The sequence below is a fragment of the Lacrimispora sp. genome, from assembly GCF_047605665.1.
Classification (GTDB): Bacteria; Bacillota; Clostridia; order Lachnospirales; family Lachnospiraceae; genus Lacrimispora.
The window spans coordinates 69,257-81,660 of the sequence record NZ_JASGFH010000005.1 but is presented as its reverse complement, the minus strand read 5'-3'; the positions used below and the strand labels follow the sequence as shown (position 1 = coordinate 81,660).

Below are 12,404 nucleotides of genomic sequence, written 5' to 3'. Positions count from 1 at the left end.
ACCGTGAGCAGATAAAAGGAGGAAGAAATGAGAAAATTAACAGCAGTTTTACTTGCAGGAGCATTGGCAATGTCAGCACTGACAGGCTGTTCAGGCGGTACAAAAGAGGCGCCTACAACAGCAGCTCCCCAGGAAACAACAAAGGCAGCAGAGACTGAGGCAGGAACCGTAGCAGCAGTGGACAACAGCGACAAGACGATTTATGTAATCGTTAAGGTGTTAGGCAACCAGTATTGGAGCGTGCTCCAGGCAGGTGCTGAGCAGGCAGGAAAGAACCTGGGATGCAAGGTGGTAGTAGTAGGAACTGCTCTGGAATCTGACATCGAAGGACAGCTTACTCTTCTTCAGAACGCAGTTTCCGCTCAGGCAGCAGGAATTGTTATCGCACCCCTTGACAGCGTTTCCCTGGATGCACCGATTACAGAGGCATTTAACTCCGGTATACCGGTAGTTCTGGTGGACACTGTGATTAAAAGTGAAAACTACAGCGCAGCACTTCTGACCAACAACGTAGAGGCAGGAAAGACAGCAGCTGATGAAATGATCCGCAGATTGAAAGAAAGAGGAATTTCTGAGGATGAAGTTGCTCAGATCGGTATTCAGGTTGGTTCTACAGGTTCTCAGACCATCATTGACCGTGTAAAAGGCTTTAACGAATATTGGGAGGCAAATGCTCCTGAGAAATGGGTAGTGCTGAACGATGACATCAAGGTAAACGAAGGCGATATCAGCAAGGCAGTAGGTTTCTGCCAGGATCTCCTTACCACATATCCTGACATCAAAGGTGTATTCGGTCCTAACAACGGTTCTACTGTTGGATTCGTAACAGGTCTTACAGAAGCAAAGCGTACCGATGTTACCATGGTCGGCTTTGACTTCTCCGCAGAGATTGAAACCATGATCCGTTCCGGCGAATACGATGTTGCTTCCGTAGTACAGCGTCAGTATTTCATGGGGTATGACGGAGTTAAGACTGCTCTTGATCTGGCAAACGGCGAGACAGTAGCAGAGAAATCCATTGATACCGGTGTTGCTTTAGTAGATGCAAACAATGTAGACACTGAGGAAATTCAGGGTATTGTAAATCCATAAAAAAAGTCAGCAGGGGCTGTTGCAAAGGCAGATGATTCATCTGTCTGAGCAGCAGCTCCTTTGGAGGTTCATAATGAAGAAGGCAGTTGTTGTGTTCATGGGGGTATGCGGAGTTCTGGCGGCAGGATGTGTGGCTCTGGCTTTGGGAAAAGGGGGAGGAAGCTTTCCCTTTCTGAAGGAGAAAAACGGAACAGGTCCGGAATTTGTGTTTACTTATGCGGAAAACCAGCCCCAGGAATATCCGACCACCAGAGGAGCCATGCGGTTTGCGGATCTGGTGTATAAGGAGACAAAGGGAAGGGTCAAGATAAACGTATTTTCCGGAGGAGAGCTGGGAGATGAAGTGTCCGTCTTAGAGCAGCTTCAGTTTGGCGGCGTGGACTTCGCCCGGATTTCCGTCATGACCATGGGCACTGCAGTGCCTCAGTTAAATGTGCTTCAGCTTCCTTATTTATATAGGGATGGGGAACACATGTGGAAGACCCTGGATGGAGAGCTGGGAGAGGAGTTCATGGAAAGTCTGGAAGGCAGAGGAGTGGTGGGAATGTCCTGGTATGATGCCGGAGCAAGGCATTTCTATAATTCGGTAAAACCCATTGAGCGGCTGGAGGACATCCGGGGAATGCGAATCCGGGTGGCGGAGTCGGAGCTGATGAGCAGGATGGTGGAAGCCCTGGGGGCAAAGCCGATACCAATGGCCTATTCGGAAGTCTATGCGGCCCTGGAAACAGGGAGGATAGACGGAGCGGAAAACAACTGGCCTTCTTATGAATCCATGAGGCATTTTGAAGTGGCGAAATACATGACGGTGGATGGCCATAACCGCATTCCTGAACTGCAGCTCGTGTCTGAGGCTACCTGGAATAAGCTGGGGGAAGAAGACAGGGAAATCATCATGAAATGTGCAAAGGAATCCTCAGTTTATGAAAGAGGGCTTTGGGCTGAATGGGAGAAGGCAGCGGAGGAAAGGCTTTTGAAAAAAGGCTGTATCGTGACCGAGCTGACACACGGAGAGCAGCTCCGGTTCCGGGCCTCGGTGATGACTGTTTATCAGATGTATGGGAAGGATTATATTGATATTGTGAATCGGATTGAGGAGATTCAGTGATACGATCAATGATGAAAGGGGTGCGGCTGCACCCCTTTCCCATTGATTTTATGAAGAAAAATCTGTTGTTGAAGCAAATATGGTTATTTCGTTCTCTTTCTTTCATTTAGCAGCAGGAATAATCCGGCTGTCAAAGACATAAATCCGCTCATAAAAGCCATGAAACCAGGTATGGAAGAGGTGGAATCTCCAGTTTTTGGAAGTCCTGCAAGTGGAACCTGATTATCCGGAACGATGATGGAAATTCCCTGAACGCCTCCTCCCGGAAGTGCGGCAAGAGGTGTCTGATTATCTTCAATCGTTACGACAGGGGTGGTGCCGGCTCCTGGGCCGCTGCTGTTGGAGCTTCCGCCGTCATTGGAACCGCCGTTTCCGCCGGGAACATCATTATCAGGAATGGTTTCGTTAGGCTGTTTCGGGTCGGTAGGATTGGTGGGATTTGTGGGCTGCTCTGGGTCCACAGGCTCCTTGGGGATTTCAGGAATCTTGATATCGGTGCGGGAGCTGTAGCCGCCAACGGTTGACAATTCCATACCAACGGATTCTGCTCCAGTGGCTTTATCTATGCCTGCTTCCAGTTCAGGTGGAGTCAATGGGGCAGCCGGGTCACCGTAAATCCAGGAGAGCTGTTTTAAACCGGCCTCACCAACTACGCAGTCATTCTGATATCCAGGAGTTGGATTCTGCTTATTTGCCTCACTTGCCTTTTGGATGCTGTGGTTTTCCATGTGGATTTCATATCCGCGCTCAGTCTTTTCAATCCAATAGGTCACTTTGATTTCACCCCATACGGTCTGACCTTTGTACGATCCTACCTTATATGGAGTTGTGACTGTTATGGAATTTTCTTTGCCGGTACCGGTAAAGTTATATTCAGGAGCATTGTTTTCAGGTTTAAAATAGGAAGAATAGTTAGCCGTGTGATTGAGGAAAACATTCTCGAAATTTTCAACCTTGGTATTCTTCTTATTGGACCAGACAAACCACTTATCATCCGTAGTTTTGAACAATACATAGTCTAAATCGGAACCTGCGGGCATATTAACACTGTATCCTACATTCTTGTGATTCTGTTCATTCCAGAGCCTTAAGAAAGAATGACCGTCTTTTTGTCCGTTTTCACTGGTTTCATAACCGGAAATACGTTCATCCATGGGAGTTAATATATAATCACCGGTTCCGGGAGCAACCTCCATGTATCCGCCTCCGTCTTTTTTCACATAATTACCTTTCCCGCTTCCAACATTCGTATAATTGTTATTTTGTGAACCAGGACTGAACTTATTTATGTTATGCGTATATGGAGTGACTTTTCCGTAAATGTTTTTAGGCTGCCTTTTCTTCAGCGCAGTCAAATCACTTGTGTCAACTAACTGAGTTTCTTTTGCCAAGACTTCCAAATCGCTGACCATTTCATCGATTGACCAATCTGTGTTATTTACCTGATCCACCGCTTCATTGGCTATTGCAATGGCTTCCTGTGCGGATACATAAGTATCGATAGCGTTCTGTCTGGCTTCTATTGCCTTATCCTTTGCGCTCAACGCAGCATCACGGGCCTTTGCACGGCTGGCTTCTAATTCTTTCAGTTCAGCGTCATTGGTATTTTCCAAAGCTGCCTTCATAGCTGCTTCGGCTTCCTGCCATACAGCATACAGTAAATCGGCTTCGGCCTGGGCTGCTTCCGCTTTTTCATAAGCATCCTTTACAGCGCCCATAGCCTCATCAGCTTTTTGTTCAGCAGCTAATGCCATATCCTGAGCTTCTATGGTTAAAGTATCGGCTTTGTTCTTCTGATTGGCGTATTCATTCCAGGCCTTGTTCATGGCATTTTCGGCCTGTGCCAGCTCTTTGTATTTTTTTGGATCGTTTTCTACGGCTGCTGTCAGTAATTCATGATAAATCTTCTCAGCCTCTTCCGCCTTTTCCAGTGCTGTCTGAGCTTGTGTAAGTGCTTCTTCAGCCTTAACAGCGGCCTCTTTTGCAGCGGTTTTAACTTCTTCCGCCTCTTTAACAACTTCCTCGGCCTTTTCAACAGCAGTATTGGCTTCTGTGATAACTGCTTCCACACCCTCGACAGCTTTATCGATGGCATCCTGCTGCTGCTTCACTGTTTTGGCTTCTTTCAGTTCCTCTTTGGCCTGATTCACCACAGAACCAACAGTACCGGCGCCGTTTGCGGCCTTTGCATCTTCCGCTTTTGCAGCCTCCAGTGCAGCTTTTGCGGCGTCATTGGCCTCGTTCACTTTGATCAGGCCTGACTCAGCGCTTTCTTTTGCATCTTCTACGGCCTTTGCGGCACGTTCCGCATTGGCTGCTGCGGTCTCTGCTTCCTGGGCCAGTGACTTCAACTGATCGGCAGGATTAGACGTCTGCGGTGCAGCAAGAGCCTGCGGTGCAGCGGCGGCAGAAGCTTCTGTTTCGGCAGGAGCCTCTGATTCAACCTCAGTCTGGCTTTCAGTGGCAGGGGGAGTTCCCGTCTCAGCAAATGCATTGGCCGGCACCATGGAAATTGCCAGGGTTACCGCTAAGACTTTGCTGAGCAGCTTTTTTCGTCTCATAATCATTCACCTTCTATCTCTCAATTATTTTCATTATTCTCGTCATGTAAAATGGGTGTTCGTAATTTATAAACCAATTATATTATAAAATGGTTACATATGGGTTACATGCAAACCGTTTCATGAAAAAAATTATGAAATTTCAATGATATATCATAAAACATTTTACGTATATAAAAAGGTATTTCCTTTCATTTTATAATTCCGTAAGAAAAGGTAATACTTCTGACAGAATCTGCCAGGAACTTTCAGAAAAATATAAGGAATTATTCCTATTTTTCATAGGAGTCTATGATACAATGAATTCAGAAGCAAAAGACATGATTTTAAGATAAAGGAGGCAGTAAAATTATGAAAATTGGAATAGTCATCAAACGAATTGTATTTTTGCTGCTGGCAGTCTTTCTTTTGACTGGATTCACCGTATCATATCAAGGCTACCAACTGTACCGGGAGGCCCTGGGAGAGACTGGGCTTAAGGAGCGGGTGGAGGCCATTCAGCAAAAAGAAGGTTACACAGAATTTGAAGACCTGCCCCAGGTTTACGTAAATGCAGTGCTGTCGGTGGAGGATCACCGTTTTTACAGCCACGGCGGAATTGATCTCATCGCGATCAGCCGTGCAGCCATAAATGATATCAAAGCCATGAGTCTTGTAGAGGGTGGAAGCACCATCACCCAGCAGTTGGCTAAAAATATGTATTTCAGCCAGGAAAAGGATTTCTCCAGAAAGGCGGCTGAGGTGTTTATGGCCTTTCATATAGAAAGAAATTATACAAAAGATGAGATTTTTGAGCTGTATGTGAACGGAATCTATTTTGGAGAGAGCTATGATACGGTGGGCGAAGCCAGCCAGGGCTATTTTCAGAAGGCTCCGGAAGATATGACAGAGTATGAAAGCACTCTTTTGGCGGGAATCCCCAACGCACCTTCCAAGTATGCCCCTACAAAGAATCCTGAACTGGCAGAAAAAAGACAGAAAAAGGTGCTTCAGAGAATGGAGGCCTGCGGGTATTTTTCCAGGGAAGAGGTGGAGACAGTGGCAGCCCAAATGGCAGCGATTCCATGATTTTACGAAAGCGGTACTGCACATCCGGTGCGGTGCCGCTTTTTTCTTGTCAGTTCCATGAAGTTATGTTAAAATCTTCTTGTAATACGATCATATTGTAACAGTGTTATGAATGCTTATATACAGAATGGAGGAAACTATGGCTGTCAGAGACTTAACAGGCAGACGTCTGGACCAATACATAGAAGATTATGTGGTATTTGATTTGGAAACAACGGGCATCAGTGCGGAGGAGGATTCCATTATTGAGATTTCCGCCATTAAGGTGAAGGGGCATAAGCCGGTGGCAGAATTTACAAGTCTGATCAATCCGGGCAGTCATATCCCCGCAGGTGCTACCAATATAAACGGCATTACCGATGAAATGGTCAGGGAAGCCCCTCGGCTGGAAGAGGTTTTGCCGGATTTTATGTCCTTTATTGAAGGAGAGATTTTAGTCGGACACAATATCCAGTCCTTTGACCTGCTTTTCCTTTACCGCGCGGCAGAAGAGCTGCTTAAAAAGGAAGTGGTCAATGATTATGTGGACACCTTATACATGGCAAGGGCCTGCCTGCCTCAGCTTAAACGCTACCGCCTGACAGATATTTCGGCTCATTTCCAGATCGGGACAGAGGGCGCTCACCGGGCTTTAAATGACTGCATGATGAACCAACAGTGCTATGAGCACATGGGAAAGCTGTTAAAAACAGTAGAACCAGAGGTGTGCCCTCAGTGCGGAAGTCTGTTAAGACGCAGAAGCGGAAAATTTGGAGAGTTTTACGGCTGTTCCAATTATCCCAACTGCCGGTTTACAAGAAATGTCTGATAAGGTGAATTTGCCCTTTGGGAAAAGAGAGAAACCCCTGGGAGGCATGGAATTTTTAATTGAAAAGGCCGTCACCGGAGACCATGATATTTTGGCCGGGGTCATTCGGGAGGTCTGGCTCCAGATGGAACGAAAAGAATGGTTTGTGGCAGATGACTCCAAAGCCATCTGCCAGGTTTTAAAAGAGGGCAGGGGCCTGGGATATAAGGCTTTTGAAAAGGAGTCCAAAGCCCTGGCCGGGGTATTTATTGCAGTGCTCCCCGGAAAAGGGAAAGAAAATCTGGGCCGGGACATAGGGCTTGCCGATGAAGAGCTGGAGAAGGTTGCACATATGGAGACCATTGCCATCCTCCCTCAGTACCGGGGAAACGGCCTTCAGCATACGATGATGCAGGCGGCAGAAGAGGAGCTGAAAAGCCGGGGATATAAGTACTTCATGTGTACAATTCATCCGGAAAATATTTACAGTGAAAAGAATGCCGTAAAGCAGGGCTATGAGGTTGTTCTGACAAAGGAAAAGTACGGCGGATATGTAAGGGATATTTTGTTAAAAAGACGATAGGAATCGTGAAATCCATTGACGGAGAGCCGATTTTTTTGTATAATTTTTGTAACGGCTGACAGAAGTCACCACAGAAAAAGAATCACAGGAATCACAGAAAATATTTGATGAAAACAGATGCCAGGAAGGTATAGGTGTTCTTAATGAACGCGTAGACTGTTTCCGGTATCTTTTTTTGTGGCGGAAACGGGAAATAAGGGGATAAAATCAGGAGAAGAAAGTCATGATAAAACAAAAATGGAAAATTGCTGCTGTGCTGGTTATGGCTGCTATGGCTGTAACCGGCTGTAAAAAAGAAAAGCCCGAAACTCCGGATATTTCTGCCAGAACAGAGGACAGTGTGGTGGTTGTGATGGGAGTTACCTCAGAGCCTGAGGCAGGCTTTGACCCTGCATACGGCTGGGGAGCAGGGGAGCACGTCCATGAACCGTTGATTCAGAGCACTCTTACGGTCACAGACAAGAATCTGGCAATCGGCTATGACCTGGCTGAAGATATGAAAGTCAGTGACGATGGATTGACCTGGACAGTGAAAATCCGGCAGGATGTTTCCTTTACTGACGGAGAAAAGCTGACGGCTGAGGATGTGGCATTTACTTACAATACCTTAAGGGATACCAGCTCAGTGAATGATTTTACCATGCTGGACCGGGCGGAGGCAGCGGATAACTCCACTGTGATCTTTCATATGAACAGGCCTTATTCCATCTGGCCCTATACCATGGCCAATGTGGGAATTGTGCCGGAGCACAGCTACGGACCGGATTATGGAGCACATCCCGTTGGTTCAGGCCGGTATATATTAAAGCAATGGGACAGGGGCCAGCAGGTGATTTTGGAGGCTAACCCTGCCTATTACGGGGAAGCCCCGAAGATGAAAAAGGTCACGATACTCTTTATGGAAGAGGATGGAGCCCTGGCAGCCGTAAGATCGGGACAGGCGGACTTAGCTTATACCGCAGCCCCCTATTCCGGTCTGACCATACCCGGCTATGAGCTTTTATCCTTTCAGACCGTGGATAACCGCGGCTTTAACCTTCCGGCCATTCCCTCTGGAAGCATTTCAAAAGACGGAGTTCCCATTGGAAATGATTTCACCAGTGATGTGAGAGTCAGAAGGGCCATTAACATGGGCATTAACCGGGAAGAAATGATTGAACACGTGCTGAACGGCTACGGCAGCCCTGCCTACAGCGTTTGCGATAAAATGCCATGGTATGAGCCATCCTCTAAGATCGAATTTGACCAGTCAGAGGCAAATGCTCTTCTTGACGAGGCCGGCTGGCTGAAAGGATCAGATGGAATCCGGGAAAAGGATGGAAAACGGGCAGAACTTCATTTTATTTATCCTGCCAATGATTCCGTCCGTCAGGCCCTTGCAGCCGATACGGTGAATCAGTTGAAAGCGCTTGGAATTGACGGAAAGATGGAAGGGGCCGGTTGGGATACTGCCTATGATTTAGCCCAGTCCAATCCCCTTCTCTGGGGCTGGGGCGCTCATACGCCTATGGAATTTTACAATATTTACCATACCATGAAAGACACAGGGCTCGCCGCTTACTCTCCCTATGCCAATTCCAAGGTGGATCAGTACATGGATGAAGCTCTGGCTGAAAAGGATTCAGAAAAGTCCAATGCGCTTTGGAGAAAGGCTCAGTGGGATGGAGAAACAGGAATCACCCAGGATGGAGATATTCCATGGGTATGGCTGGTGAATATTGATCACTTATACTGGTCAAGAAAAGAGCTTCAGGTTGCAGACCAAAAGCTTCATCCCCATGGCCATGGGTGGTCGATTGTCAATAACGTGGATCAGTGGAGCTGGAAATGAGAAAAGAACTTTTATTTCTGCTGAAAAATTTCATACGGATGGCGGTTCTTCTCTTCTTAGTCAGCATTGCCGCATTTTTCCTGGTGTCAATTTCTCCCATAGACCCCTTAAAGGCCAATGTGGGGCAAACGGCTCTGGGGTCCATGAGTCAGGAGCAGATCGCAAAGCTTTCCCAGTACTGGGGGACCTCGATTCCGCCGGTGAGGCGGTATCTTTCCTGGGCAGGTGACTTTTTGCGGGGTGATATGGGGATTTCCCTGTTATACCGCCAGCCCGTTGCCCAGGTCATTGGGGTGAAGCTGTCAAATTCCCTTTTGATGATGGCAGTTTCATGGCTGATTTCCGGAGCCGTCGGTTTCTTTCTGGGAATCCTTGCAGGGGCAAACCGGGGGAAGCGGCTGGATAAAGGGATTTTGGCTTATGCGCTGGTCACTGCCAGCACTCCGGCCTTTTGGCTGGCCCTGGTATTTTTAATGGTTTTTGGGGTCTGGCTGAAAATACTGCCCATCGGTTTAAGCGTTCCCATTGGAATGGAAGCGGCAGAGGTCACTTTTAAGGACAGGATTGTCCATGGAATCCTGCCTGTTCTCACCCTTTCCATAACAGGAATATCTTCCATGATTCTTCATACAAGGGAGAAGATGATTACAGTTATGGAAAGCGACTACGTGCTTTTTGCAAGGGCAAGAGGAGAAAAAGGAATTCAAATCGTTCTCGGACACGGTGTCCGCAATGTCCTTTTGCCTGCTCTGACCCTGCAATTCGCATCAGTGAGTGAAATCATCGGAGGTTCGGTACTTGTGGAGCAGGTGTTTTCCTATCCGGGTCTGGGCCAGGCCGCGGTGACGGCTGGGCTGGGCGGTGATGTGCCCCTGCTTTTGGGAATTGCGGTCATCAGCGCTGCCATTGTATTTGCCGGTAACTTTACTGCCAATCTTTTGTATGAAATTGTGGACCCAAGAATAAGGAGAGGGAGGAAAGAAGGATGAGACAGTGGAACAGCCGCAAGAGAATGGTCTGCTTTTTTGTTCTTTCCATCATATTTCTGGGGGCAGTGACCGTTGCAGGATACTTATTCCGGGAAAAAGCCCTTGTCATTGATTTTTCACGGAAAAACCTGCCGCCCTGTTTTTCTTACCCTTTTGGCACGGACTGGCTGGGCCGCGACATGTTCGCCCGGACCATGACAGGCCTTTCCATGAGCATACGGATCGGGCTTTTAGCCGCTGCTGTCAGCGCCTGTCTGGCCTTTCTTCTTGGAGTTATGGGGGCAGTTATGGGGAAGATTGCAGACGGGTTCGTCACAGGTCTCATTGATCTGGTCATGGGAATTCCCCATATTCTTTTGCTGGTTCTCATATCCTTTGCCCTGGGAAAAGGTTTTAAGGGGGTGGTGATAGGTATATCCCTGACCCATTGGACTTCTCTGGCCCGGCTGATTCGGGGAGAGGTTTTGCAGTTGAAGGAGAGTCAGTACATTAAAATAGCCCAAAAGCTTGGGCAGGGGAAAGTTAACATAGCGGTTAAGCATATGATGCCTCACTTAATGCCTCAGCTTCTGGTGGGACTGGTGCTGCTGTTTCCCCATGCTATCTTACATGAGGCCGGAATCACCTTTCTGGGATTCGGACTCTCTCCGGAGCAGCCTGCTGTGGGAATCATTCTGTCAGAGAGCATGAAATACCTGGCAATGGGAAGCTGGTGGCTGGCATTGTTTCCTGGTTTGTTTCTGGCAGCAGTGGTATTGCTGTTTCATCTGACCGGAGACATATTAGGGCGGCTTATGGATCCGGGACGGATACATCAATAGGAGGAGTTTAAATTGGAAGAGAGGAAAACGGTTTTGTCCATCAGGCATTTATCCGTGTCATTTTCCCAGTATGAACGGGGATTTCACCAGACCAATCTCCTTGCCATCAAGGACTTAAGCCTGGATGTAAAAGAGGGGGAAATGGTGGCAGTGGTGGGCTCCAGCGGTTCCGGGAAAAGTCTGCTGGCTCACAGCGTTCTGGGAATTCTGCCTTATAATGGGGCGTGGACCGGGGAGATTTCCTATTATGGAGAAGTCCTTACGGAAAAGAGGATGGGAGAGCTCAGGGGAAAAGAAATGGTTCTGGTGCCTCAGAGTGTTTCTTATCTGGACCCTTTGATGAAAACCGGGGCTCAAATCCGCAAAGGAAAAAAGGATGAAACCAGCAGAAAGAAAAGCCTGGAGGTTTTGAAGCGGTATGGGCTTGATGGGCTGACGGAAAAGTTATATCCTTTTGAGCTGTCCGGCGGCATGACAAGGAGGGTTTTGATTTCCACTGCAATCATGGAGCAGCCAAGGCTGGTGATCGCAGATGAGCCTACTCCGGGACTTCATATTGATATTGCAAAACGGGTGCTGTCTCATTTCCGGGAAATGGCTGATGAAGGGGCCGGAGTGCTCCTCATCACCCACGATTTGGAGCTCGCTCTTGAAGTTGCGGACAGGATTGTTGTATTTTATGCGGGAACGAATGTGGAAGAGGCATTGGCTTCTGATTTTAAGGAAGAGAGCCGTCTTCGTCACCCTTATACGAGGGCTCTTTACCGGGCAATGCCGGAACATGGATTTTTTGCGGAACCGGGAGCGCAGCCTTATGCCGGGAGCCGGCCTGAGGGCTGTCCCTATGCGCCCAGATGCGCTGATGTGCAGGAACAATGTTTAAGGGAAGTGGAGTACCGAAGCTTTCGGGGCGGGATGGTGCGCTGCATAAAGGCAGGTGGAGAAGCGGTATGAAGCTGGAAGCGATTGATATTTCATTCCGATATGATAATGGAAACAGACAAATACTGAACAATTTAAGCATGTATATGGACCAAAAGGAACGCCTTGGGCTTGCTGCTCCCAGCGGTTTTGGAAAAACGACCTTTTGTAAGATTCTGGCAGGCTATGAAAAGCCGGATTCCGGACAGGTGCTTTTGGATGGAAAGCCTCTTTCTTCTTATAAAGGTTATTGTCCGGTTCAGATGGTATGGCAGCACCCGGAATTTTCCGTAAATACCAAGCTCCGGCTGAAAGAGGTTTTAAAGGAGGGGGACAGGGTGGAAAAACGGGTGATAGAAGGTCTGGGCATTGAACCGGACTGGCTGAACCGTTACCCTTCTGAGGTTTCGGGAGGGGAGCTGCAGAGGTTTTGCATTGCAAGAGCCCTTGGACAGGGAACCGGGTTTTTGCTGGCAGATGAGATCAGCACCATGCTGGATTTGATTACACAGAGCCAGATATGGAATTTTCTAATAGAGGAAACAGAAAAACGCGGCATTGGATTACTGGTTGTGAGCCATTCAGAAGGGCTTTTAAAGCAGGTCTGCACAAGAAGAGTGGATTTGGACAGGCTGGAGTAAAA

The 12,404-nt window shown here is 47.8% G+C and carries 11 protein-coding genes; 10 read left to right on the top strand and 1 reads right to left on the bottom strand.

Annotated elements, in window-relative coordinates:
• The first annotated feature begins 27 nt into the window (after positions 1–27).
• The gene (locus QM657_RS05220) at positions 28–1,092 is read left to right on the top strand and encodes an ABC transporter substrate-binding protein (protein ID WP_415065504.1); all 1,065 of its coding nucleotides are present in this window, start codon (positions 28–30) and stop codon (positions 1,090–1,092) included.
• 73 nt (positions 1,093–1,165) lie between these two features.
• The gene (locus tag QM657_RS05215) at positions 1,166–2,200 is read left to right on the top strand and encodes a TRAP transporter substrate-binding protein (RefSeq protein ID WP_415065503.1); all 1,035 of its coding nucleotides are present in this window, start codon (positions 1,166–1,168) and stop codon (positions 2,198–2,200) included.
• Positions 2,201–2,283: 83 nt separating this feature from the next.
• On the opposite strand, the gene QM657_RS05210 is transcribed toward QM657_RS05215, so the two are convergent.
• A complete protein-coding gene (locus QM657_RS05210) occupies positions 2,284–4,761 on the bottom strand; it encodes a doubled motif LPXTG anchor domain-containing protein (RefSeq protein ID WP_415065502.1) in 2,478 nt (825 codons plus the stop codon).
• A 351-nt stretch (positions 4,762–5,112) separates the two neighbouring features.
• Between QM657_RS05210 and QM657_RS05205 the strand changes: the two genes are divergently transcribed.
• The 8 genes from QM657_RS05205 (at position 5,113) to QM657_RS05170 (ending at position 12,402) form a co-directional block, all read left to right on the top strand.
• On the top strand, positions 5,113–5,829 hold the full coding sequence (locus QM657_RS05205; RefSeq protein ID WP_415065501.1) for a transglycosylase domain-containing protein: 717 nt from the start codon (positions 5,113–5,115) through the stop codon (positions 5,827–5,829).
• A 139-nt stretch (positions 5,830–5,968) separates the two neighbouring features.
• A complete protein-coding gene (locus tag QM657_RS05200) occupies positions 5,969–6,637 on the top strand; it encodes an exonuclease domain-containing protein (protein WP_415065500.1) in 669 nt (222 codons plus the stop codon).
• 46 nt (positions 6,638–6,683) lie between these two features.
• Positions 6,684–7,199, top strand: a complete 516-nt coding sequence (locus QM657_RS05195; RefSeq protein ID WP_415065499.1) for a GNAT family N-acetyltransferase — start codon at positions 6,684–6,686, stop codon at positions 7,197–7,199.
• A gap of 271 nt (positions 7,200–7,470) precedes the next feature.
• Entirely contained in the window at positions 7,471–9,030 is a 1,560-nt protein-coding gene (locus QM657_RS05190) for an ABC transporter substrate-binding protein (RefSeq protein WP_415065675.1), read from the top strand.
• On the top strand, positions 9,027–10,019 hold the full coding sequence (locus tag QM657_RS05185; protein ID WP_415065497.1) for an ABC transporter permease: 993 nt from the start codon (positions 9,027–9,029) through the stop codon (positions 10,017–10,019). The genes QM657_RS05190 and QM657_RS05185 overlap by 4 nt, the downstream gene beginning before the upstream one ends.
• Positions 10,016–10,840, top strand: coding sequence for an ABC transporter permease (locus tag QM657_RS05180; RefSeq protein WP_415065496.1), 825 nt, complete (start codon positions 10,016–10,018; stop codon positions 10,838–10,840). The genes QM657_RS05185 and QM657_RS05180 overlap by 4 nt, the downstream gene beginning before the upstream one ends.
• A gap of 12 nt (positions 10,841–10,852) precedes the next feature.
• Complete coding sequence (locus tag QM657_RS05175) at positions 10,853–11,794, top strand: ABC transporter ATP-binding protein (RefSeq protein WP_415065495.1); 942 nt, start codon at positions 10,853–10,855, stop codon at positions 11,792–11,794.
• Positions 11,791–12,402 (top strand): ABC transporter ATP-binding protein, encoded by a 612-nt coding sequence (locus tag QM657_RS05170; RefSeq protein WP_415065494.1) that lies wholly within the window; start codon positions 11,791–11,793, stop codon positions 12,400–12,402. The genes QM657_RS05175 and QM657_RS05170 overlap by 4 nt, the downstream gene beginning before the upstream one ends.
• Positions 12,403–12,404: the final 2 nt, after the last annotated feature.

Coding starts and splice junctions, on each gene's coding strand:
- QM657_RS05200 (WP_415065500.1), top strand. CDS start 5,969: ATGGCTGTCAGAGACTTAACAGGCAGACGTCTGGACCAATACATAGAA.
- QM657_RS05190 (WP_415065675.1), top strand. CDS start 7,471: ATGGCTGTAACCGGCTGTAAAAAAGAAAAGCCCGAAACTCCGGATATT.
- QM657_RS05170 (WP_415065494.1), top strand. CDS start 11,791: ATGAAGCTGGAAGCGATTGATATTTCATTCCGATATGATAATGGAAAC.
- QM657_RS05205 (WP_415065501.1), top strand. CDS start 5,113: ATGAAAATTGGAATAGTCATCAAACGAATTGTATTTTTGCTGCTGGCA.
- QM657_RS05220 (WP_415065504.1), top strand. CDS start 28: ATGAGAAAATTAACAGCAGTTTTACTTGCAGGAGCATTGGCAATGTCA.
- QM657_RS05185 (WP_415065497.1), top strand. CDS start 9,027: ATGAGAAAAGAACTTTTATTTCTGCTGAAAAATTTCATACGGATGGCG.
- QM657_RS05210 (WP_415065502.1), bottom strand. CDS start 4,761: ATGAGACGAAAAAAGCTGCTCAGCAAAGTCTTAGCGGTAACCCTGGCA.
- QM657_RS05195 (WP_415065499.1), top strand. CDS start 6,684: ATGGAATTTTTAATTGAAAAGGCCGTCACCGGAGACCATGATATTTTG.
- QM657_RS05215 (WP_415065503.1), top strand. CDS start 1,166: ATGAAGAAGGCAGTTGTTGTGTTCATGGGGGTATGCGGAGTTCTGGCG.
- QM657_RS05180 (WP_415065496.1), top strand. CDS start 10,016: ATGAGACAGTGGAACAGCCGCAAGAGAATGGTCTGCTTTTTTGTTCTT.